The sequence below is a fragment of the Pseudomonas sp. 34 E 7 genome (assembly GCF_900005715.1).
Classification (GTDB): domain Bacteria; phylum Pseudomonadota; class Gammaproteobacteria; order Pseudomonadales; family Pseudomonadaceae; genus Aquipseudomonas; species Aquipseudomonas orientalis_A.
On the sequence record NZ_CVTX01000156.1, the window covers coordinates 16,417 to 37,906 of the forward strand.

General features: G+C 61.1%; 19 protein-coding genes. 6 read left to right on the forward strand and 13 right to left on the reverse strand.

Annotation, left to right across the window (positions count from 1 at the left end; all coding sequences use genetic code 11):
- Window positions 1-261: 261 nt before the first annotated feature.
- Genes BFP96_RS19425 through zwf form a run of 3 tightly spaced genes read right to left on the reverse strand, consistent with a single transcriptional unit; the run spans window position 262 to window position 3,111 of the window.
- The gene (locus BFP96_RS19425; RefSeq protein WP_065887687.1) at window positions 262-927 is read right to left on the reverse strand and encodes a bifunctional 4-hydroxy-2-oxoglutarate aldolase/2-dehydro-3-deoxy-phosphogluconate aldolase; all 666 of its coding nucleotides are present in this window, start codon (window positions 925-927) and stop codon (window positions 262-264) included.
- Window positions 928-944: 17 nt separating this feature from the next.
- Window positions 945-1,658 (reverse strand): 6-phosphogluconolactonase, encoded by a 714-nt coding sequence (gene pgl / locus BFP96_RS19430; RefSeq protein ID WP_065936841.1) that lies wholly within the window; start codon window positions 1,656-1,658, stop codon window positions 945-947.
- Complete coding sequence (gene zwf, locus BFP96_RS19435) at window positions 1,645-3,111, reverse strand: glucose-6-phosphate dehydrogenase (protein WP_065887684.1); 1,467 nt, start codon at window positions 3,109-3,111, stop codon at window positions 1,645-1,647. The genes pgl and zwf overlap by 14 nt, the downstream gene beginning before the upstream one ends.
- A 220-nt stretch (window positions 3,112-3,331) precedes the next feature.
- Here zwf and BFP96_RS19440 point away from each other — a divergent pair, with 220 nt between their 5' ends.
- Window positions 3,332-4,192 (forward strand): MurR/RpiR family transcriptional regulator, encoded by an 861-nt coding sequence (locus BFP96_RS19440; protein WP_170039859.1) that lies wholly within the window; start codon window positions 3,332-3,334, stop codon window positions 4,190-4,192.
- 120 nt (window positions 4,193-4,312) lie between these two features.
- Here the strand turns inward: BFP96_RS19440 and BFP96_RS19445 are convergent, their stop codons facing one another.
- From BFP96_RS19445 to BFP96_RS19490, 10 genes are all read right to left on the reverse strand, one after another.
- Window positions 4,313-5,158 carry a D-hexose-6-phosphate mutarotase gene (locus BFP96_RS19445; RefSeq protein WP_065936842.1) on the reverse strand — a complete coding sequence of 282 codons (846 nt, stop codon included), beginning with the start codon at window positions 5,156-5,158 and terminating at the stop codon, window positions 4,313-4,315.
- A 100-nt stretch (window positions 5,159-5,258) separates the two neighbouring features.
- Entirely contained in the window at window positions 5,259-6,605 is a 1,347-nt protein-coding gene (locus BFP96_RS19450; RefSeq protein ID WP_065936843.1) for a carbohydrate porin, read from the reverse strand.
- 202 nt (window positions 6,606-6,807) lie between these two features.
- The gene (locus BFP96_RS19455) at window positions 6,808-7,968 is read right to left on the reverse strand and encodes an ABC transporter ATP-binding protein (protein ID WP_065895040.1); all 1,161 of its coding nucleotides are present in this window, start codon (window positions 7,966-7,968) and stop codon (window positions 6,808-6,810) included.
- Between the two features lie 2 nt (window positions 7,969-7,970).
- Window positions 7,971-8,816, reverse strand: coding sequence for a carbohydrate ABC transporter permease (locus BFP96_RS19460; RefSeq protein WP_065887675.1), 846 nt, complete (start codon window positions 8,814-8,816; stop codon window positions 7,971-7,973).
- Window positions 8,809-9,717, reverse strand: coding sequence for a carbohydrate ABC transporter permease (locus tag BFP96_RS19465; protein ID WP_065887673.1), 909 nt, complete (start codon window positions 9,715-9,717; stop codon window positions 8,809-8,811). The genes BFP96_RS19460 and BFP96_RS19465 overlap by 8 nt, the downstream gene beginning before the upstream one ends.
- 159 nt (window positions 9,718-9,876) lie before the next feature.
- Window positions 9,877-11,163, reverse strand: a complete 1,287-nt coding sequence (locus tag BFP96_RS19470; RefSeq protein WP_065887671.1) for an ABC transporter substrate-binding protein — start codon at window positions 11,161-11,163, stop codon at window positions 9,877-9,879.
- A 104-nt stretch (window positions 11,164-11,267) separates the two neighbouring features.
- Window positions 11,268-12,527, reverse strand: coding sequence for a D-mannose isomerase (locus tag BFP96_RS19475; protein ID WP_065936844.1), 1,260 nt, complete (start codon window positions 12,525-12,527; stop codon window positions 11,268-11,270).
- Between the two features lie 264 nt (window positions 12,528-12,791).
- Window positions 12,792-13,616, reverse strand: a complete 825-nt coding sequence (locus BFP96_RS19480) for an ATPase (protein ID WP_065895043.1) — start codon at window positions 13,614-13,616, stop codon at window positions 12,792-12,794.
- A 126-nt stretch (window positions 13,617-13,742) separates the two neighbouring features.
- A complete protein-coding gene (locus tag BFP96_RS19485) occupies window positions 13,743-14,741 on the reverse strand; it encodes an NAD-dependent epimerase/dehydratase family protein (protein WP_065896420.1) in 999 nt (332 codons plus the stop codon).
- Between the two features lie 52 nt (window positions 14,742-14,793).
- Window positions 14,794-15,687 carry a LysR family transcriptional regulator ArgP gene (locus BFP96_RS19490; protein ID WP_065895045.1) on the reverse strand — a complete coding sequence of 298 codons (894 nt, stop codon included), beginning with the start codon at window positions 15,685-15,687 and terminating at the stop codon, window positions 14,794-14,796.
- 100 nt (window positions 15,688-15,787) lie between these two features.
- On the opposite strand from BFP96_RS19490, the gene BFP96_RS19495 reads away from it, so the two are divergent.
- From BFP96_RS19495 to BFP96_RS19515, 5 genes are all read left to right on the forward strand, one after another.
- Window positions 15,788-16,390, forward strand: coding sequence for a LysE/ArgO family amino acid transporter (locus tag BFP96_RS19495; RefSeq protein WP_065887663.1), 603 nt, complete (start codon window positions 15,788-15,790; stop codon window positions 16,388-16,390).
- A 177-nt stretch (window positions 16,391-16,567) separates the two neighbouring features.
- The gene (locus BFP96_RS19500; RefSeq protein ID WP_003175739.1) at window positions 16,568-17,164 is read left to right on the forward strand and encodes a superoxide dismutase; all 597 of its coding nucleotides are present in this window, start codon (window positions 16,568-16,570) and stop codon (window positions 17,162-17,164) included.
- Window positions 17,165-17,319: 155 nt separating this feature from the next.
- Window positions 17,320-17,499 (forward strand): hypothetical protein, encoded by a 180-nt coding sequence (locus BFP96_RS19505; protein WP_065936845.1) that lies wholly within the window; start codon window positions 17,320-17,322, stop codon window positions 17,497-17,499.
- Between the two features lie 208 nt (window positions 17,500-17,707).
- The gene (locus BFP96_RS19510; protein WP_065895048.1) at window positions 17,708-19,759 is read left to right on the forward strand and encodes a putative bifunctional diguanylate cyclase/phosphodiesterase; all 2,052 of its coding nucleotides are present in this window, start codon (window positions 17,708-17,710) and stop codon (window positions 19,757-19,759) included.
- A gap of 125 nt (window positions 19,760-19,884) precedes the next feature.
- Window positions 19,885-21,225, forward strand: coding sequence for an imelysin family protein (locus BFP96_RS19515; RefSeq protein ID WP_065887655.1), 1,341 nt, complete (start codon window positions 19,885-19,887; stop codon window positions 21,223-21,225).
- Window positions 21,226-21,490 lie beyond the last annotated feature (265 nt).

A 21,490-nucleotide genomic window follows, 5' to 3' on the forward strand; every position in this document is an offset into this window, starting at 1 on the left:
AGTGGCCGTTACCGCAGAAACGGATATGTACTCATTCCAATCCAACATCCTGGTCGGCCCAGAGGCCGCCATCGGGGGCAAGCCCCCTCCCACACTTGGGTCAGGATCGACACAACATCCTGGTCGGCCCATCGGGGGCAAGCCCCCTCCCACATTGGAATGTGTGGTGGCCTGGATCTACAGGCAAAAAAAAGCGGTACACCGACCAAGTGCACCGCAAAAATGCCATTAAGCACAGCAACAACGATTCGATAAATCAGATCAATCCAGCAGCGCCAGCGCCTCGGCGGTGACTTCCTGGATGCGCGCCCAGTCGCCGTTCCTGACCCACTCGGGATCAAGCATCCAGCTACCGCCCACGCACATCACGTTTTTCAACGCCATGTAGTTTTTGATGTTGGCCGGGCCGACGCCGCCGGTCGGGCAGAATTTCACTTCAACGAACGGGCCACCCAAGGCCTTGATCGCCGCCACACCGCCGCTGACCTCGGCCGGGAACAGCTTGAAGCGGCGATAACCCAGGCTATAGCCTTCCATGATGCCGGACGCATTGCTGATGCCGGGCAGCAGCGGGATCGGGCTGTGTACCGAGGCTTCCAGCAGGTCGCGGGTGATGCCGGGGGTGACGATAAACTGCGAGCCGGCCACTTCTGCCGCTTCGAGCATATGACGGTCCAGCACAGTGCCGGCACCGGTGCACAGTTCAGGGCGCTGCTCGCGCAGCACCTGGATAGCCTTGAGCCCGAACTCGGAACGCAGGGTCACTTCCAATGCGGTCAGGCCACCGGCGGCCAGGGCATCGGCCAGCGGCAGGATGTCCTGTTCACGGGCGATGGTGATCACCGGCAGGATCCGCGCCTTGGCGCATAGGCTGTCGATCAGGGCAACTTTATCCGCCATGGACACGGTCGGTTGAGGGCTTTTCATAGCGGCTGATCCTTGGCTCATGGGCACCAGTAAATCTCTAATGTAGGTTGCAAAAACGCGCGAATCGGCATGGCGGCGACATCGTCACCGGCCAGCGCGGCGCTCAAGGTGGTCAACTTCGAACTGCCGGAAATCGACAGTACGGTGTAGTGGGCCGTCGCCAGCAACGCGCGACTCATGGTCAGGCGCTGGTGCGGCACGGTCGGCGCCAGCATCGGCCAGCAACGGCGGGTACCGTCGGCCTGCAAGGCCTGGGCAAGGTTCGGGCTGTCGGGAAACAGCGAAGCGGTGTGGCCGTCATCGCCCATGCCCAGCACCAGCACATCGATCGCCGGCAACTCGGCCAGCAGGCGATCGGCCTGCTCGGCAGCGTCTTCGAGGTTGGCGGCAGCGCTGTACAGGCTGAGGAACCTGGCCTCGGCCGCCGGGCCTTGCAACAGGTGCTGCTTTAACAGGCCAGCATTGCTGTCGGCGTGTTCCACCGGCACCCAGCGCTCGTCGGCCAGGGTGATGGTGACCCTGGACCAGTCCAGCACCTGCCTGGCCAGGTTCTGGAAGAACGCCACGGGGCTGCGGCCGCCGGACACGACCAACGTCGCCGCGCCACGGGCGCTGATGGCCGCGCGCAGTTGCTCGGCCACGTCATTGGCCAGGCCGTCCGCCAACAACACGGGCGTGCGGTACTCATGGGCAGTGACGCCCTGAGGCAGTTTCAATTCAGATATCGCCATACCACGACCTCCCATCCCGCGTGATCAGTGCAATCGAGCTCATCGGCCCCCAGGAACCCGCCGCGTACGGCTTGGGCGCATCACCGGATTTTTTCCACCCGGCGATCAACTGGTCACACCACTTCCACGCGGCTTCGATTTCATCTTTGCGAACAAACAGGTTCTGATTGCCGCGCATCACTTCCAACAGCAAACGCTCGTAGGCATCGGGGATGCGTGCGCTGCGATAGGTGTCGGAAAAATTCAGTTGCAGCGGACCGCTGCGCAGTTGCATGCCCTTGTCCAGGCCCTGCTCCTTGGTCATCACACGCAAGGAAATACCTTCGTCCGGCTGCAGGCGGATGATCAGCTTGTTGCTGATCTGCAAGCGCTGCTCGGGGGCGAAAATATAGTGGGACGGTTCCTTGAAGTGGATGACAATCTGCGACAGCTTTTGCGGCATGCGCTTGCCGGTGCGCAGGTAGAACGGCACCCCGGCCCAACGCCAGTTACGGATATCGGCGCGCAGGGCAACGAAGGTCTCGGTGTCGCTCTGGGTGTTGGAATTCTCTTCTTCCAGGTAGCCCGGCACGGCTTTACCGGCGCTGTAGCCGGCGATGTACTGGCCGCGCACCACCTGGGTGGTCAGGCCTTCCGGGCTGATCGGCGCCAGGGCCTTGAGCACCTTGACCTTCTCGTCACGGATGCTGTCGGCGGACAGGTCGGCCGGCGGGTCCATGGCGATCAGGCAGAGCAACTGCAGCAGGTGGTTCTGGATCATGTCGCGCAGTTGGCCGGCCTTGTCGAAGTAGCCCCAACGGCCTTCGATGCCGACCTGCTCGGCCACGGTGATTTCCACGTGGGAAATGTAGTTCTGGTTCCACTGGGTTTCGAACAGGCTGTTGGCGAAACGCAGGGCGATCAGGTTCTGTACCGTCTCTTTACCCAGGTAGTGGTCGATGCGATAGGTGCGGTTTTCCGGGAAAAACTGCGCGACGGCGTCGTTGACCTTGCGCGAGGATTCCAGGTCCGAACCAATCGGTTTTTCCAGCACCACACGGGTGTTTTCCGCCAGGCCGACCTTGGACAGGTTCTCGCAGATCGCGCCATAGACGGCAGCCGGAGTGGCGAAGTAGGCGATGAGGCGCTGTTCGCTACCGACCTTTTCGGCAAGGCCGACGTAGTCGTCAGCCTTCATGAAGTCGACATGCACATACGCCAGGCGCGCCAGGAAACGCTGGGCCACGGCTTCGTCGAGTTCCTTGCCGACGTATTTGCGCAGTTCTTGTTCGATGTGGGCCATGTGCTGCTGCTCGGACCCGGCTTCGCGGGCCAGGGCCAGGATGCGCGTGTCATCGTGCAGCAGGCCGGCGCCATCGAGTTGATAGAGAGCAGGAAATAACTTGCGCAGCGCCAGATCACCCAAGGCGCCAAACAGGGCAAAGGTGCAGGGTTCTACGGTTATCGAAGGCATGATGTTTGTTCTTTTATCAAGTTAAGCTACAAATACCTTTTTTCAAGGCATCACTCAAGGAAAAATGTAGTAATAACCACAACATTTTCCGCCAATACGTATTGCGAGTGGTGGTGTTCCGCTACCCTCAGTAGGATAGGCCACCGCGAGAAGCCACTCATCGATTGGTTACCGCCTTTTTATTTGCATCGTCGCCCGAAGGAAAGACTGAATGGACCGCGTGCGAAATCTTCTGGAACAGATCCGGAACCGCCTCGAAGAATTGAACAAGGCCGAGAAAAAAGTCGCCGAGGTCATCCTGCTCAACCCGCAGCAGGCCACCCGCTTCTCGATCGCCGCCCTCGCCCAGGCCGCCTCGGTCAGTGAACCGACGGTCAACCGTTTCTGCCGTTCGTTCGGCGTCAGCGGTTACCCTGAACTTAAATTGCAGCTGGCGCAAAGTCTGGCCAGCGGCGCGGCCTATGTCAGCCGCGCCGTGGAAGCCGATGATAACCCCGAGGCCTACACCCAGAAGATCTTTGGCAGCGCCATCGCCTCCCTGGACAGCGCCTGCCAGGCCCTGGACCCGGCCCTGATCAGCAAGGCCGTGGACTTGTTGATCCAGGCGCGGCAGATCCACTTTTTCGGCCTCGGCGCCTCGGCACCGGTGGCGATGGACGCACTGCACAAATTCTTCCGTTTCAACCTGGCGGTGACCGCCCACGCCGACGTGCTGATGCAACGCATGATCGCCTCGGTCGCCCACACGGGTGAGTTGTTCGTGATCATTTCCTACACCGGGCGTACCCGCGAGTTGGTGGAAGTGGCGCGTATCGCGCGGGAAAACGGCGCGTCGGTGCTGGGGGTGACGGCCGAGAACTCACCACTGGCCAAGGCCAGTACCGTGAGCCTGAACATTCCGTTGCCGGAAGACACCGACATCTACATGCCGATGACGTCGCGGATCATTCAGCTGACGGTACTGGATGTGCTGGCGACCGGCATGACGTTGCGCCGTGGCGTGGATTTCCAGCCGCACTTGCGCAAGATCAAAGAGAGCTTGAATGACAGCCGGTATCCGGTGGGGGATGAGTTCAACTAAGCCGGCATCTGTGTTGGCTTTACTGGCCTCATCGGGGGCAAGCCCCCTCCCACATTTGATCTGTGAACCCATTCAAAAGTGGGAGGGGGCTTGCCCCCGATGAGGCCATCAGCCACACCACTAGACCCCTGCCCTGGCCTGCAGACTCAAATGCGCCCGCTCCCCGGGCGCCAGGCTCGCCCCGGCCATCGCCGACTCCACGCACACAAATCCTGACGCTTCGTTAAAACTCACGCCCAATAGCGGCCGGCTACCGGGGTGCCACACCACCGTGTCGGCGCTGTCGCCGGTATCGATGCACAGTTCACGCTGCCAGGCATGGTCCTTGAGCTGCAATTCGCCCTCGTGCTGGAACACCCGCTGGCACCCGCCATCAACGCGCAACTCGCCCTCCTGCTGGCAAACCTGGCGATTGAGCTGGTCATAACCCTGCGCGCCGTCGAGCCCAGACAGCGCTACCTCGTCAACGTGACCGATACGCCAATAAGCGTGCAAAGCATGGCTCAACTGACAGGGCAGCTCGTCCTGATGCTCGGTGCTCAGGCGCAGTTCCAGGGTTTCGCCCAATTGCGCGTGCAGGTCCACCTGCCAGTCACATAACTGCAACTGCCAATGCAGGCGCACGCCATCGTCATCGGTGCTGCTGTCGAGCAGTTTCCAGTCGATCAAGCGCGCCCAGCCGTGGGACGGCCAGGCGTTTTCGCTGGGGTGACGGCCATACCACGGCCAGCAGACCGGTACGCCGCCGCGGATCGCGCCGACTTGTGGCCATTTGGCCGCACACCACAGCCAGGGTTTCTGGCCGGTGGGCTGAAAGTGCAGCAGTTGCGCGCCCTGGCGACTGAACACCGCCTGGCACAGCGGGTGGTCGATCACCAACACATCGCGCATCTGAAAGCGCTCCCAGGCGAACACCGGACGCTCGCGCAGGGACTTGAAAAAGCGTTGCAGCGGTTGCTCATGCATGTGCACAGGTTCCGAATATCACAGTGCCACCCAAAAAAAAGCGGATAGCCATGGCTACCCGCAAAATGCGCACAGAGAGAAGGAGCTTATCGCAACCGCGTTAGAACGTAGACTGAATCTTCAGGCCCGCTACCAGCGCGTTGTCGACTTTGTCCACGCCGCCCGGCTGGACAACGTACTGCAAGTTAGGACGCACGGTCAGCCAGTTGGTAACGTGGAAGCCGTAGTTCAATTCGACGTTGTACTCGGTCTCGCGAATCGGCGTGTACAGCGGATTGTCGTAGTCGCTGATGCCATTGGCGGCATTGAGCAGCTGCGAGTTCTTCTTCACGTCATCGTTGACGTGCAGACGCGCGACGCCAATGCCGACGTCATCTTTTGGACGCGCGTCGAATGGGCCCTTGTACACCAGCATCAACGACTGGTAGTTGTCGACCAGGTTGGTTTCCTTGTCGTGGAAGGTCGCGTTGGCCGCAATGTTCAGGCCACGGGTAGCGTCGCCGTTGTGCGTGGTGAGTTGCTGTTGGGCAACGAACCAGTAGCCTTTTTTGCTGCTGCGGGTACGCAAGCTTGCGCCAGTGAGGACCGCATCGTTGCCGTTGACGTCTTCACGTACATCCGGAGCATCGGCCGCGCTCTTGTAGTAACCCACGCGGTATTCGCCCGGCAGGTTGTTGACCTTCGGCGACCAGACCAATTCCACCGGAATCACAGTACCTTTGGTACCGCTGCCGCTGAGTTTGAAGCCGTTGCCGTGCTCCAGCTGCGAGGGGTTCTGGCTGTAGGCACCGATCTGTGCATACAACTCAGGCGTGATGTTGTACTTCACGCGGATGGCCGGCTGGCTGACCGGCCAGTTGTACCAGGTGTTTACATAGTTACCGACCTGGGAGCCACAGAACGACAGGTTCTGGAAATCGCACGGGAAGGTGTTGAAGTCTTCGCCTTCACCGAAGTAGCCGAGTTTCACGTCCAGCTTGTTGTCGAACATCTGGTGCTGGATCCAGAACTGGGTCAGGCGCACCATGTGGCCACGGCCATAGACTTCCATCGACGAACTGAGCGTGCCGGCACGCGGGTCGCCAATGCGGTCGTTGGAGATGTTCTGGCCATTACGGTTGGTGAGCTGGATCTTGGCCTGGGTATTATCCCAGCCCCACAGCTTTTGCAGGTCCAGCGCTACGCCCAGACCGAACTGGTCGGAGTAACGACCGGTCTTGTCGTCGTTGTAGCCACCGTGGGCGTTGTAGCCCATTTCCCCTACGTAATCGGCCTTGATGTCGATACCTTGCTCGATCAGCTTGGTACGCTCGCCGCCCCAATCGCCGGTCATCCACTTGGAATCGGCGCTGAACGCATCGGCCGCCATCGCATTGGCGGACAATACAAGGGCTGCTGCTGCTGACAGTTGGCAGAACAGCCGAGTGTTGTTGTGTTGCTTTTTCATCCCTACATCCTCGTCTTTATTGTTATTAAACTGTTTTTATCTAACGCGGGTTACATTTTTTAGCTAAAACAACAAGTTAACCATTAATCACAGTACTGTAGGAGCAAGCTTGCTCGCGAAAAACCCGAGAGCGCCACGCTAAACCAGGAGCGCTGCGTCATCGTTAACCACCTTCGCGAGCAAGCTCGCGCCTACAAATGCTTCAACGGCCCTTGAACTGGGTCACGTTGCCGGCATGCCCCTGTGCCGGCAATGAAGCAGCAGTGCCCAATCGCTCACCGGTCTTGGCGTCGAACAGCAACACCTTGGCCGGGTCGAACTGCAGGGTCAGGGTCTCGCCTACCTGCGGTGCCACGTCCGGCGCCAGACGGCAGCAGACTTTGGTGTCGTTGAGCTGCACGAACACCAGGGTGTCCGGGCCGGTCGGCTCGGTTACCTGGACTTCGGCGCGAATGCTCGACGCGCCATTGCCCTCGCCCGCCGCCAGCACGATCTGCTCCGGGCGCAGGCCCAGGATCACATCGCGATCTTCCAGACCTGCGTCATTCATGTTCAACGCCAACTCGCAACGGGCCTGGCCGCTGTCGAGCACCGCCACCAGAACACCGTCCTGGCGTTTTAGGCGCATGGGAACGAAGTTCATTGGTGGTGAACCGATAAAGCTTGCCACAAACAGGTTAGCAGGGTCGTTGTAAATTTCCTTCGGCGTACCGAATTGCTGGATGATTCCGTCCTTCATCACCGCCACTTTGTCGCCCAGGGTCATCGCTTCGATCTGGTCGTGGGTCACGTAGACAGTGGTGGTTTTCAGGCGCTGGTGCATCAGCTTCATTTCGGTACGCATCTCGACGCGCAGCTTGGCGTCGAGGTTCGACAGCGGCTCGTCGAACAGGTAGATCTTCGGCCGGCGCGCCAACGCCCGGCCCATGGCCACGCGCTGTTGCTGACCACCGGAGAGTTGGCCCGGCTTGCGGTTGAGCAGGTGCTCGATCTGCAGCAGCTTGGCCACGCGCGCCACTTCGGTGTCGATGTCGGCCTGGGGCATCTTGCGAATCTTCAGGCCGAACTCGATGTTCTCGCGCACGCTCATGGTCGGGTACAGCGCGTAGGACTGGAACACCATGGCGATGTCACGGTCCTTGGGGCTCATGCCGCTCACATCCTGATCACCGATCATGATCGCGCCGCCGGAGATGGTCTCAAGGCCCGCGATGCAGTTCATCAAGGTGGACTTGCCGCAACCCGAAGGGCCGACCAGGATCAGGAATTCGCCTTCCTTGATCGACAGTTCGATGTTCTTCAAGGTGTCGGGCAGGCCGGCACCATAGGTCTTGTTTACATTGCGAAGTTCAAGCGTAGCCATGATTACCCCTTGACCGCGCCGGCTGTGAGGCCGCGCACGAAATACTTGCCTGCGATCACATAGACCAGCAGGGTCGGCAGCCCGGCGATCATCGCCGCCGCCATATCCACGTTATATTCCTTGGCCCCGGTGCTGGTGTTGACCAGGTTGTTCAGCGCCACCGTGATGGGCTGGGAGTCGCCGCTGGAAAACACCACGCCGAACAGGAAGTCGTTCCAGATCTGGGTGAACTGCCAGATCAGGCAGACCATGATGATCGGCGTCGACATCGGCAGAATGATCTGACGGAAGATGGTGAAGAAACCGGCACCGTCCAGGCGGGCCGCCTTGATCAGCGCATCCGGAATGCTCACGTAGTAGTTACGAAAGAACAGCGTGGTAAACGCCAGGCCGTAGACCACATGCACAAACACCAGGCCGGTGGTGGTATTGGCCATGCCCATCTTGCCGAGGGTGAACGAGGCCGGCAGCAGCACCGTCTGGAACGGCAGGAAGCAGCCGAACAGCAACAGGCCGAAGAACAACTGCGAACCCCGGAAGCGCCAGAACGACAGTACGTAGCCGTTCAACGCGCCGATGGCCGTGGAGATCAGCACAGCCGGCACGGTGATCTTGATCGAGTTCCAGAAGTAGCCATCCACGGTGCCCCAGGCCTTGACCCAGCCGATGCCACTGACCACGGTGGGCCAGCTCAGCAGGTTACCGGTGCTGATGTCTTCCGGGGTCTTGAAGCTGGTGAGCAGCATCACCACCAGCGGCACCAGGTACAGCAGCACCGCGAGGATCAGCACCGCGTAGATCGCGATACGACTCAGGCTGATGGCAGGTTTAGCGGCGAGACTAGTCATTACGCTTGGTCCTCAGCTCGGAATACAGGTACGGCACAATGATCGCGAGGATCGCACCGAGCATCAGGATTGCACTGGCCGAGCCCATGCCCATCTGGCCGCGGCTGAAGGTAAACGAGTACATGAACATGGCAGGCAGGTCGGAGGAATAGCCCGGGCCGCCGGCCGTCATCGCCGCCACCAGGTCGAAGCTCTTGATCGCAATGTGCGCCAGGATCATCACCGCACTGAAGAACACCGGACGCAGGCTTGGCAGCACCACGCTCCAGTAGATGCGCGGCAGGCTCGCGCCGTCGATCTGCGCGGCGCGGATGATTGACTGATCAACGCCACGCAGGCCCGCCAGGAACATCGCCATGATAAAGCCCGAGGCTTGCCACACAGCGGCGATCACCAGGCAGTAGACCACGCGGTCGGGGTCGATCAGCCAGTCGAGACGGAAGCCTTCCCAGCCCCAGTCGCGCAATAATTTGTCCAGGCCCATGCCCGGGTTGAGCAGCCATTTCCACGCCGTACCGGTGACGATCATCGAGAGCGCCATCGGGTACAGGTAGATCGTGCGAATGAAACCTTCGCGGCGGATTTTCTGGTCGAGGAAAATCGCCAGCGTCACGCCGATCACCAGGGTGATGCCGATGAACATCCCGCCGAACACGGCCAGGTTCTTGCTCGCCACCCACCAACGGTCGTTGTCGAACAAGCGCTCGTATTGCGCCAGGCCCGCCCACTTGTAGTTGGGCAGAAACGTGGAGGTGGTGAACGACAACACGAACGTCCACAGGATGTAGCCGTAGAAGCCCACCAGCACGATGAACATGCTCGGCGCCAGCACCAGTTTGGGGAGCCAGCGCTGCAATGCATCGAACGGCGAGGCCTTGCTGAACACAGCAACAGAACTCATGGGAAAATCCAGTACAGGGAAAAAGGACTGACAGGTGAACCGAACCCTGCAGGAGCGAGCGTGTTCGCGAAGGACTTCAACGATAGCGCGTGCATAGAGATGAACGCGGTGACCTTGAGTTTTTCGCGAGCGAGCTCGCTCCTACAGATAGCAGCAGCGTTACTTGGCCGACTTGATCGCAGCGCCCAATTTCTTGGCCGTGTCGGCCGGGTCGGCTTTCGGGTCGTTGATGTAGTTGGTCACCACGTCAAAGAACGCGCCTTGCACCGCCAGGTTGGTGGCCATGCTGTGCGCCATGCTTGGCTGCAGTCCGCCGGTCTTGGCGTCGGCCAGGAAGTCCTTGGCGGCGGCCTGGGCGCAGGAGTCGAAGCCCAGTTTGTCCATTTGAGTGAGCATGTCAGTGCGCACCGGGATCGAGCCCTTGTTGATGCTGAAGATTTTCTGGAAGTTTTCACCCAGCGCGACTTTGGCAATGTCCTGCTGACCGGCAGCGGTGCCTTTGTCTTTCTGCTTGAACACAGCCAGGGAGTCGATGTTGTAGGTGAAGGCCTTGTCGGTGCCCGGGAAGGCTACGCACTCGTAGTCCTTGCCGGCGACTTTCTTGGCGGCGGTCCATTCGGATTTGGCCCAGTCACCCATGATCTGCATGCCGGCCTTGCCGTTGATGACTTTCCCGGCTTCCAGGTTCCAGTCCTGACCTTTGCCGTCGACGTCCATATAGGTCGCGACCTTTTTCAGCTCAGTCAGCGACTTGACCATTTCCGGGCCGGTCAGCGCAGCGTTATCCAGGTCGACCAGGGCTTTCTTGTAGCCATCGGCGCCCATGACCGAGAGCACCACCGCTTCGAACACGGTGCTGTCCTGCCAAGGCTGGCCGCCGTGAGCAAGCGCGATGAAACCCGCCGCTTTCAGCTTGTCGCCGGCGGCATAGAATTCTTCGAGGGTGGTCGGGTTCTTGGTGATGCCGGCTTTCTTGAAGACTTCCGGGTTGATCCACAGCCAGTTCACGCGGTGGATGTTGACCGGAACGGCCACGTAGTCACCTTCGTACTTGACGGTGTCGGAGACTTTCTTGTCGAGCAGGGAGTCCCACTTTTCTTCTTTGGCGACGTCTTTGAGCGCGTCGGTGTCGAGCAGGCCGGTGGACGCCCATTCCTGGATGTCGGGGCCCTTGATCTGGGCAACGCCTGGCGGGTTGCCGGCAACCGCGCGGCTTTTCAGCACGGTCATGGCCGTGGCGCCACCGCCACCTGCGACTGCACCGTCTTTCCAGGTGAAGCCGTCTTTCTCAACTTGGGCCTTCAGGACATCCACTGCCGCCTTTTCACCGCCCGACGTCCACCAATGCACTACTTCAATCGTGCCTTTGGAGTCGGCGGCAAATGCACTGAGGGGAAACAACGAGGCCATGGAAATAGCAACGGCGAGGCGATTAATCGCATTCATCTGAGTACCTTTTCTTGTTGTTATGCATGCAAGTCTAGAGCTTGCGCTGCACGGAGTTTAAACAGGGATTTTCCCGGCGCAGGTAACAAAGGGACGTACAAATGTCACCACCTGGTGACATAGCATCCGCTGCCCAATGCACTGGCCAGGCTGGGTGCCAAGGGTAATGCAGGCAGCACGACCGCTTGCCAGGCATGGTACAGGTCCGGCTTGCCGCCCCAGATTTTGCTGCTGGGTTGGTTGTGTGGGTTGAGTTCGTGGTGCCAGCTGCCCTGGAGCCGGTCGATGAAGTGGGTTTCGCAAAACTCCCAGAACCGCCGGTACCAGGTCTCGTAATGCAATTGGCCGGTGCGCTTGAGCAGCGCCTGGGCAGCCGCGCTGGCTTCGGCATGGGTCCAGTGCAGGCGTTCGCGAACGACCGGGCGCTGGTTCCAGTCCAGGGTGTAGACAATGCCCGGCGCGCCATCCACCGCCCAGGCATACTCGCAGGCACTGGCAAACAGCCCTTGGGCATCGGTCAGCAACCACTGCGGCGTGACCAACCCGGCGGCCAGCCGCGCCGCTTCCAGGTGCAACACCAGCCGCGCCCATTCGAAGCCGTGGCCGGGGGTGATGCCATAGGGACGGAAACCGTCGGCGGGGTTGTCTTCGTTGTAACCGAGCAGCGGGTTCCACTGGGTATCGAAGTGCTCGATCACCATGAAGCGGTTACCGGCGGCGTGGGCATGGATGACACGTTCGACGATCCGCAACGCGCGGTCCAGCCAGCGCGTGTCGCCCGTGACATCGGCGAGGGCCAGAAAGGCTTCGGTAGCGTGCATGTTGCTGTTGGCACCGCGATAGGCTTCGACGCCGCTCCAGTCCCGGGCGAAGGATTCGAGCATGGCGCCCTCCTCTTCGCTCCAGAAGAACTGGTCGATGATATGCACCGCATCGTTCAACAGGGTCTGCGCGCCGGGTGCACCGGCCACTACGGCAGAGCTGGCGGCCAGGGCCACGAAGGCATGCAGGTAAGCGGCCTTGCCGGTATTGCCATCAAGGGCATCGGCCGCGGCAAACCAGCCACCGTGTTCGCTATCGTGCAACGGGCCGCTCAGGGCCGCCACGCCGTGCGCCACCAAATCGGCGTAGCCGGGCAACCCCATGGCGTGGGCCATGGCGAAGCTGTGGGTCATGCGGGCGGTGTTCATGGTTTCGGCGCGGGCACCGGCCGGCAGTTGGCCAGTGTCATCCAGATTGCCGAAGCCGTCCGGCAGGCGCGACGCCTTGGCAAAGGTCAACAGGCGCTGGCCTTCGGCCGCGAGCCAGGCGTGATGGGCAGGCGCGTTCAGCCAACTGCTGGGAGGCAGTGGTTGCATGGTCATGGGGGGCCCTTATTGTTTTTTGTGGGGTGACCGGAGTCTAAACAAGGGCGCGGGAGTGGCAAGTAACGAAGGGGACAAGAAATGTCACCGGGCGGTGACAAATCTGAGAGCGACAGCGATTTAGCTGACTAATACGGGTTCAAATGTGGGAGGGGGCTTGCCCCCGATAGCGGTGAATCAGTCAATATTTTCGTGACTGACACACCGCAATCGGGGGCAAGCCCCCTCCCACAGTTTGATTGCATTCACAGTCCACAGAACGGGTCATTGACCCAGTGGCGTGGCCGCCGCCGGCGCATTGAGGCGCTGGTTCAAATTCTGCACCTGGCTCTGCAATGTGGTGATATTGCGCGTGGTCTGGATGCGGAATACGTCGAACTCTTTATTGGTCGGCGCATCGGTGTTGGCGGGCTGGTTTTCCTGTGCACTCTTGAGCACCAGCACGTCCTGCTCGAGTCGGGCGATGGCGGCAGCCGGATTGCCTTGTTTCTTCAAGGTCGCTACCTCATTGGCCAGATCCTTGATCTCGCCCTGGGCCGCCTTGAGCGTGGCAACGGCATCGGTCAGCGCCTGAACCTGGCCCTGCAACTTGGCATTGGCGCTCGTCAGCTCGGCGGTGCTGGCGCTCATCTGCGCCAGACGCTGATCCAGCTCGGTGGCCTGGCCGGCCACACCCACTTGTTGCCTGCCCTGCTCAAGCAACTGGGTTTCCAGCTGTTTGATCTGCACTTTCAGGGCTTCGCTGCCGTTGTTCACATTGGCCTCGCTGGCCACGACCTTGCCGGAAATATCCTGCAGGCGCCCCGCCGCTTCTTCGCTGATACGCGCAAAGCTTTCCTGGGTGGCGACCAGTTGCTGGCCCATCAGGGAAATCTGCTGGAAGCTCCACCAGGCCAGGCCCGCAAAGGCGATCAGCAACGCGCCGACCAACGCCCACAACGGACCGTTGCTGGCCCTTTTCACCTTGACCACAGGCGTCGTGCGCGAGCGCACCGAGGTGGCGGCTGTCGGCACGAAATCATCATCGTCCCCGGTATCGGCCCGCAGGCTGGGAACGTTGTCGAAATCGTCTTTAGCATCGTTACGCATGAATCTATCCTGAATCAATAAGATGGCCGACCGAGGGGCCGAGCGGCGGGAGTATAAACCGTGCTCCCGGTGCATGGGTCAACAAGCGCTGCGCCACTCGGTTCCCGATATGTTGCAGGTTGTGGCTTATGAGTGGCCCGGAGCCTGGGCTTTCCACCACAGGCAGAACTCGTCGAGGGCGCTCCACAGACTGACCTTGGGCTCGTAATCGAGATAATGCCGCGCCCGGCTGATGTCGAGGGTGAAATCCTTGTTCATGACCTGCATGCCCAGGCGCGTCAACGACGGTTCCGGCCGCCCCGGCCACAGCGCACAGAACGCCTCGTTCAAGGCCGCCACACTGTAGGACAAGCCATAGGAGCGGTAGCGCGTGACCTGAGGCATGTCCATTTGTCGCATCACATAGTTGACCACGTCCCACACCGGTACCGGCGTGCCGTTGCTGATGTTGTAGGCCCTGCCCAGTGCGGAACCGGGAGCCAGCAAGCTGCTGAGCAGCGCCTCGTTGAGGTTGTGCACGCTGGTGAAGTCGACCTTGTTCAGGCCGTCCCCGACGATGGCCAGGCGGTTCTTGCGCTGCATCTTCAACAGGCGCGGGAAGATGCTCATGTCACCGGCGCCGGTGACGAAACGCGGGCGCAGGGCCAGCACCTCGAGGCCGAATTCCTGGGCGCCGAACACCTTCTGCTCCGCCAGGTATTTGGTCGCGGCATAGGGATGCCTGAAGCGCTTGGGGACTTGCTCTTCGGTCAGCCCCAGGTGGTCGCGCCCATCGAAGTAGATGGAGGGCGAGGACAGGTGCACCAACCGCCCGACCCGCTGCTTGAGGCACGCTTCGACAACGTTCTCGGTGACCAGCACATTGCCTTGATGGAAATCCTGATACTTGCCCCACAGCCCGACCGCACCGGCACAGTGCACCACGGCCTCGACGTCACGGCACAAGGTGCGCACCAGGTCGGCATCGTTCAGATCACCCTGGATAAACTCGGCACCGCGTCGTACCAGGTGCTCGACACCCTCGGCCCGTCGCCCGTTGACCCGCACGTCCAGGCCCTGCTCCAGGGCGAAACGCGCAAAGCGCCCGCCGATGAAGCCGCTTGCGCCGGTGACCAGAATTTTCATGCACTACCCCATGTTCTTTCGTTTTTCATCGCTGTTGCCTTGACGCACGCCATCACTTCAACGGCACCAACCATTGCCCACAGACCCGGGCCAGATGCTCGGTCAACAGGCCCAACAGGTGCCCGCCACTGCGCCAATGATGCCAGTACAGCGGCACATCGATGGGCTTATCTGGCAGTAATTCGACCAGCAGGCCTTTTTCCAGCGCGTCGCGCACCTGCAATTCAGGCACCAGGCCCCAGCCGAGGCCGGCTTCCATCAGGCGGATAAAGCCTTCGGATGACGGGCATAAATGGTGCTCGAAACCGCCGGTCACTCCCAGCGAAGCCAGGTAACGGTGTTGCAGGAAATCATCCGGGCCGAACACCAGCGCCGGCGTACCGGCCAGTTGGTCGGCCTGTACCCCGGCCGGGAAGTGCCGCGTTATAAACGCGGGGCTGGCCAATGCGCGGTAACGCATGGCGCCAAGGGCCAGGCTGCGGGCGCCGGCAACCGGGCGCTCGCTGGCGCAGATACAGGCCGCCACTTCACCGGCACGCATGCGTTTGAGGCCCACGGTCTGGTCTTCCACCACCAGGTCCAGCAGCAGGTGCTGTTCGCTGCAGAAATCGCTGACCGCCAGCGCCCACCAGGTGGCGAGGCTGTCGGCATTCAGCGCGATGCGCAGGCGCTCGGGCATGCCTTCTTCGTCCAACGCCGGCACCTGGCTTTGCAGGTCGCGCTCCAGCAGGCGCACCTGCTGCACATGGTTGAGCAGGCGCCGGCCAATATCGGTGGGGGTCGGCGGGGTCGCCCGCACCAGTACCGGCTGGCCGACGCGCGCCTCCAGCAACTTGATGCGCTGGGACACGGCCGACTGCGACAGCCCCAGTACCTGTGCGCCGCGCTCGAAGCCGGCCTGCTCCACCACGGCCGCCAAAGCGGAAAGCAATTTATAGTCGAACATCAGTTTTCCTAATGAGCGATCAGCAATATTGGTTTTTCTTATACAGGCTCGACCGCCACCCTAGCCAGCATCGTTTGAGCATGACTTGAGGATTGGCGCTATGTGGCAAAGCTATATGAACGGGTTGCTGGTGGCCCTGGGACTGATCATGGCAATCGGCACGCAGAATGCGTTCGTCCTGGCGCAAAGCCTGCGCCGCGAACATCACTTGCCGGTCGCCGCCCTGTGTGTGATCTGCGATGCGCTGCTGGTGGCGGCCGGGGTATTCGGCTTGGCCACCGTGCTGGCGCAGAGCCCGATACTGCTTGGGGTGGCGCGCTGGGGCGGCGCGGCGTTTCTGCTGTGGTACGGCGCGTGCGCGCTGCGCAGGGCCTGTTCGACGCAACGTCTGGATCAGGACGCCAGCCTCAAGACCCGCTCATTGCGCGCCGTGCTGTTGAGCGCGCTGGCGGTGACCCTGCTCAACCCCCATGTCTATCTGGACACCGTGCTGCTGATCGGCTCACTGGGCGCACAACAGACGGAGCCCGGGGCCTACGTCGCCGGCGCGGCCAGTGCGTCGTTCCTGTGGTTTACCACCCTGGCCTTGGGTGCGGCGTGGTTGGCGCCGTGGCTGGCGCGCCCGGCTACCTGGCGTCTGCTCGACCTGCTGGTGGCCGTAATGATGTTCACCGTGGCCTACCAACTGATCAGCGCGCCATGAACTTATTCCAAAAGGCTCTGGAACCTCTATCCCACACAGTTGTTGCGTGGTTTTGCCGCACCCCCGGTGCTATGATCCCGGACTTGCGCCGCAAAGAGTACAGACTCGCCGGCGCTTGTTTGGCCGCCCGTGATCGGCCTTGCGCTCACCGCAACTGACCTGATTAGGAGAATCATCATGGCTTTCGAATTGCCGCCGCTGCCCTACGCACACGATGCCCTGCAGCCGCACATCTCCAAGGAAACCCTGGAGTATCACCACGACAAGCACCACAACACCTATGTCGTGAACCTGAACAACCTGGTGCCAGGCACCGAGTTCGAAGGCAAGACCCTGGAAGAAATCGTCAAGTCTTCTTCGGGCGGTATCTTCAACAACGCCGCTCAGGTCTGGAACCACACCTTCTACTGGAACTGCCTGGCGCCAAACGCCGGCGGCCAACCTACCGGCGCTCTGGCTGAAGCCATCAACGCTGCGTTCGGTTCGTTCGACAAGTTCAAGGAAGAGTTCACCAAGACGTCGGTCGGCACCTTCGGTTCCGGCTGGGGCTGGCTGGTGAAAAAGGCTGACGGTTCCCTGGCCCTGGCCAGCACCATCGGCGCCGGCAACCCGCTGACCAACGGCGACACCCCGCTGCTGACCTGCGATGTCTGGGAACACGCCTACTACATCGACTACCGCAACGTGCGTCCAAAGTATGTGGAAGCGTTCTGGAACCTGGTCAACTGGAAGTTCGTGGCTGAGCAGTTCGAAGGCAAGACCTTCACTGCCTAAGCAACGCTTGCAGTAGAAAAAGCCCGGCCATTGCCGGGCTTTTTCATGGGCGCTCACCAGCAGCCAGCTACCGGCAGTGGTGGAACTCGCAGAAGGGAATATGCCACGCAGTGAGTGAGAGGAATAACCCTCTCGCGCTCTTCTGGAGAAAAAAGATGGAAGAAATCGGAAAAGCAGGCGGGCAGATGGCGATGCAACTCATCAGCGGCCTCATGAAAGGTCTTGCCGGTGGTGCAGGCGGCGGCGGTGATGACGGTGGCGCGAAAGCACCAGAAGGCCCCGGCGAGGACAACATGCCACCGGCGCCGCCAAAGATCGACTTTTCAGTGAGTTGACAACTGCGCCCGCGATGCCAGCCACGTTGGCATGCGGCATCCTGGTCGAACAGTCAGACGGCGGAGCACATCCGCCGTTTTTTTTGGTTTTTTCTCCCCTCCAGCCTTGAAGGTGCCTGCTGCTCCAATGTTCCTTTGACTGCCCTCCCCAGATTGCCAATACTCATGGCATATTGAAGGCCACCCGCATGAGACAAGGAATGCCCCTTTGAAGCTGGAACTCAAAAACAGCTTGTCGGTGAAGTTGCTACGGGTTGTCTTGCTCTCGGCACTGATCGTGGGCGTGGCGCTGAGCGTGGCGCAGATCGTTTTCGATGCCTATAAGACGCGCCAGGCCGTAGCGGGCGATGCCCAACGTATCCTCGACATGTTTCGCGACCCCTCGACCCAGGCCGTCTACAGCCTGGACCGCGAAATGGGCATGCAGGTGATCGAAGGCCTGTTTCAGGATGACGCCGTACGCGTCGCATCCATCGGCCACCCCAACGAGACCATGCTCGCGGAAAAAAGCCGCACCTTGCAGCCTTCTTCCAGCCGCTGGTTGACCGACCTGATTCTTGGGCAGGAACGCACCTTTACCACTCCACTGGTAGGCAAGGGCCCCTACAGCGAGTATTACGGCGACCTGAGCATTACCCTCGACACCGCCACCTACGGCGAAGGCTTCCTGGTCAGTTCGGTGATCATCTTTATTTCCGGGGTGCTGCGCGCCCTGGCCATGGGGCTGGTGCTGTACCTGGTGTATCACTGGCTGCTGACCAAACCGCTTTCGCGGATTATCGGGCACTTGACGTCGATCAACCCGGACCGGCCCAGCGAGCACAAGATCCCGCAGATCAAGGGCCATGAGCGCGACGAGTTGGGGCTGTGGATAAACACCGCCAACCAGTTGCTCGAATCCATCGAACGCAATACCCACCTGCGCCACGAGGCCGAGTCCAGCCTGTTGCGCATGGCCCAGTATGATTTTCTCACCGGCCTGCCGAACCGGCAGAAGCTGCAGGAGCAATTGGACCGGATCCTCACCGATGCCGGCCGGCGCCAGCGTCGCGTAGCGGTGTTGTGCGTGGGGCTGGATGACTTCAAGAGCGTCAACGAGCAGTTCACCTATCAGAATGGCGATAAGTTGCTGCTGGCCCTGGCCGATCGTTTGCGCGCCCACAGTGGGCGCCTGGGCGCGCTCGCCCGCCTGGGGGGCGACCAGTTCGCCCTGGTGCAAGCCGATATCGACCAGCCCTACGAAGCGGCGGAACTTGCGCAAAGTATCCTGGATGACCTGGAAGCGGAGTTTGCCCTGGATCAGGACCAGATTCGCCTGCGCGCCACCATCGGCATCACCCTGTTCCCGGAAGATGGCGACAGCACGGAGAAACTGCTGCAGAAAGCCGAACAGACCATGACCCTGGCCAAAAGCCGCTCGCGCAATCGCTACCAGTTCTACATCGCCAGCGTCGACAGCGAAATGCGTCGGCGCCGCGAGCTGGAGAAAGACCTGCGCGATGCCCTGAGCCGTGACCAGTTTCACCTGGTGTATCAACCGCAGATCAGTTACCGCGATCACCGCGTGGTCGGTGTCGAAGCGCTGATTCGCTGGCAGCACCCGGAACACGGCCTGGTTCCACCGGACCTGTTCATCCCGTTGGCGGAACAGAACGGCACCATCATTCCCATCGGTGAATGGGTGCTGGATCAGGCGTGCCGCCAACTGCGCGAATGGCATGACCTGGGCTTCACCGAACTGCGCATGGCGGTCAACCTGTCCACGGTGCAACTGCACCACACCGAGTTGCCGCGCGTGGTCAACAACCTGATGCAGATTTACCGCCTGCCGCCGCGCAGCCTGGAGCTGGAAGTCACCGAAACCGGCCTGATGGAAGACATCAGCACCGCCGCCCAGCACCTGTTGAGCCTGCGCCGTTCGGGGGCGCTGATCGCCATCGATGACTTCGGCACCGGTTACTCATCCCTGAGCTACCTCAAAAGCCTGCCGCTGGACAAGATCAAGATCGACAAGAGCTTCGTCCAGGACCTGCTGGACGATGACGACGACGCGACCATCGTGCGAGCGATCATCCAACTGGGCAAAAGCCTGGGCATGCAGGTGATTGCCGAGGGCGTAGAGACCGCCGAGCAAGAGGCCTACATCATCTCCGAGGGTTGCCATGAAGGCCAGGGCTACCACTACAGCAAACCGCTGCAGGCCCGGGAGTTGGCGGCTTTCCTGAAGCAATCGGAACGCGATAACGCGGCGATTCTTTGAGCGGGCAGAACGATACCAAATATTTCCCGCGTATAAGCCTTTACACAAAATGCAAATCTTTCGCATTATGTCGCAGCTTTTGCGCCCCCGCGCGCCCTATCAACAACCGAAGCAGGATGTTCGCCATGATTCGTATGCCCCTGGCCACCGCCAGTCTGCTGGCCATTGCTATTTCTCTCGCCGGTTGCGGCGAAGGTAAAGACAAGGCCGCCGCGCCTCAGGCGCCTGCCGCTGCCAGCACTACCGCTCCAGCGGCTGCCACGCCTGCAGGCCAGGTCGACGAAGCGGCCGCCAAGGCCGTGGTCGCGCATTACGCCGACATGGTGTTTGCGGTGTACAGCGACGCCGAGTCCACCGCGAAAACCCTGCAGACCGCCATCGACACCTTCCTGGCCAACCCTAACGACGACACGCTCAAGGCAGCCCGTACCGCCTGGATCGCCGCGCGCGTGCCTTACCTGCAGAGTGAAGTGTTCCGCTTCGGCAACACCATCATCGACGACTGGGAAGGCCAGGTGAACGCCTGGCCCCTGGACGAGGGGCTGATCGACTACGTCGACAAATCCTACGAGCACGCACTGGGTAACCCGGGCGCCAGCGCCAATATCATCGCCAACAACGAAATCCAGGTCGGCGAAGACAAGGTCGACGTCAAGGAGATCACCCCGGAAAAACTCGCCAGCCTCAATGAGCTGGGCGGCTCCGAAGCGAACGTCGCCACCGGCTATCACGCCATCGAATTCCTGCTCTGGGGCCAGGACCTCAACGGCACCGGCCCAGGCGCGGGCAACCGTCCAGCCTCGGACTACATGACCGGTGACGGTGCAACCGGCGGCCATAACGAGCGTCGTCGCACCTACCTGCGTGCCGTGACCCAACTGCTGGTCAGCGACCTGCAGGAAATGGTCGGCAACTGGAAGCCCAACGTCGAAGACAACTACCGCGCCACCCTGGAGTCGGAACCGGCTACCGACGGCCTGCGCAAGATGTTGTTCGGCATGGGCAGCCTGTCGCTTGGCGAGCTGGCCGGCGAACGCATGAAGGTCTCCCTGGAGGCCAACTCGCCGGAAGACGAGCAGGACTGCTTCAGCGACAACACCCACTACTCGCACTTCTATGACGCCAAAGGCATCCGCAACGTCTACCTGGGCGAGTACACCCGCGTCGACGGCAACAAGCTGACCGGCCCGAGCCTGTCGTCCCTGGTCGCCAAAGCCGACCCGGCAGCCGATGCAGCCCTCAAGGCTGACCTGGCGGCGACCGAAGCGAAGATCCAGGTGATGGTCGACCACGCCGACAAGGGCGAGCACTACGACCAGTTGATCGCAGCCGGTAACGATGCAGGCAACCAGATCGTGCGTGACGCCATCGCTGCGCTGGTCAAGCAGACCGGTTCGATCGAAGCCGCCGCAGGCAAGCTGGGCATCAGCGACCTGAACCCGGACAGCGCCGATCACGAGTTCTGATCAAGGCGCAGCTGAACGAGGCGACCTTCGGGTCGCCTTTTTCATACACCGCAGATCCCCTGTGGGAGGGGGCTTGCCCCCGATAGCGGTGTATCAGCCAAGAATTGACCGACTGACACTCTGCTATCGGGGCATAGGTATCCGTAACCACGATGCGAAGCGAGTCGCTCGTGATCTTGATCTGCTTGTGATCTCAGGCGCCCCGTTAAACCACGCTGGCCGAACGCAGGCTTGAATCCGTGGGTAACCCGGCAGGACGCCGGGT

Coding starts and splice junctions, on each gene's coding strand:
- BFP96_RS19425 (WP_065887687.1), bottom strand. CDS start 927: ATGAAAAGCCCTCAACCGACCGTGTCCATGGCGGATAAAGTTGCCCTG.
- pgl (WP_065936841.1), bottom strand. CDS start 1,658: ATGGCGATATCTGAATTGAAACTGCCTCAGGGCGTCACTGCCCATGAG.
- zwf (WP_065887684.1), bottom strand. CDS start 3,111: ATGCCTTCGATAACCGTAGAACCCTGCACCTTTGCCCTGTTTGGCGCC.
- BFP96_RS19445 (WP_065936842.1), bottom strand. CDS start 5,158: ATGCATGAGCAACCGCTGCAACGCTTTTTCAAGTCCCTGCGCGAGCGT.
- BFP96_RS19450 (WP_065936843.1), bottom strand. CDS start 6,605: ATGAAAAAGCAACACAACAACACTCGGCTGTTCTGCCAACTGTCAGCA.
- BFP96_RS19455 (WP_065895040.1), bottom strand. CDS start 7,968: ATGGCTACGCTTGAACTTCGCAATGTAAACAAGACCTATGGTGCCGGC.
- BFP96_RS19460 (WP_065887675.1), bottom strand. CDS start 8,816: ATGACTAGTCTCGCCGCTAAACCTGCCATCAGCCTGAGTCGTATCGCG.
- BFP96_RS19465 (WP_065887673.1), bottom strand. CDS start 9,717: ATGAGTTCTGTTGCTGTGTTCAGCAAGGCCTCGCCGTTCGATGCATTG.
- BFP96_RS19470 (WP_065887671.1), bottom strand. CDS start 11,163: ATGAATGCGATTAATCGCCTCGCCGTTGCTATTTCCATGGCCTCGTTG.
- BFP96_RS19475 (WP_065936844.1), bottom strand. CDS start 12,527: ATGACCATGCAACCACTGCCTCCCAGCAGTTGGCTGAACGCGCCTGCC.
- BFP96_RS19480 (WP_065895043.1), bottom strand. CDS start 13,616: ATGCGTAACGATGCTAAAGACGATTTCGACAACGTTCCCAGCCTGCGG.
- BFP96_RS19485 (WP_065896420.1), bottom strand. CDS start 14,741: ATGAAAATTCTGGTCACCGGCGCAAGCGGCTTCATCGGCGGGCGCTTT.
- BFP96_RS19490 (WP_065895045.1), bottom strand. CDS start 15,687: ATGTTCGACTATAAATTGCTTTCCGCTTTGGCGGCCGTGGTGGAGCAG.
- BFP96_RS19495 (WP_065887663.1), top strand. CDS start 15,788: ATGTGGCAAAGCTATATGAACGGGTTGCTGGTGGCCCTGGGACTGATC.
- BFP96_RS19500 (WP_003175739.1), top strand. CDS start 16,568: ATGGCTTTCGAATTGCCGCCGCTGCCCTACGCACACGATGCCCTGCAG.
- BFP96_RS19505 (WP_065936845.1), top strand. CDS start 17,320: ATGGAAGAAATCGGAAAAGCAGGCGGGCAGATGGCGATGCAACTCATC.
- BFP96_RS19515 (WP_065887655.1), top strand. CDS start 19,885: ATGATTCGTATGCCCCTGGCCACCGCCAGTCTGCTGGCCATTGCTATT.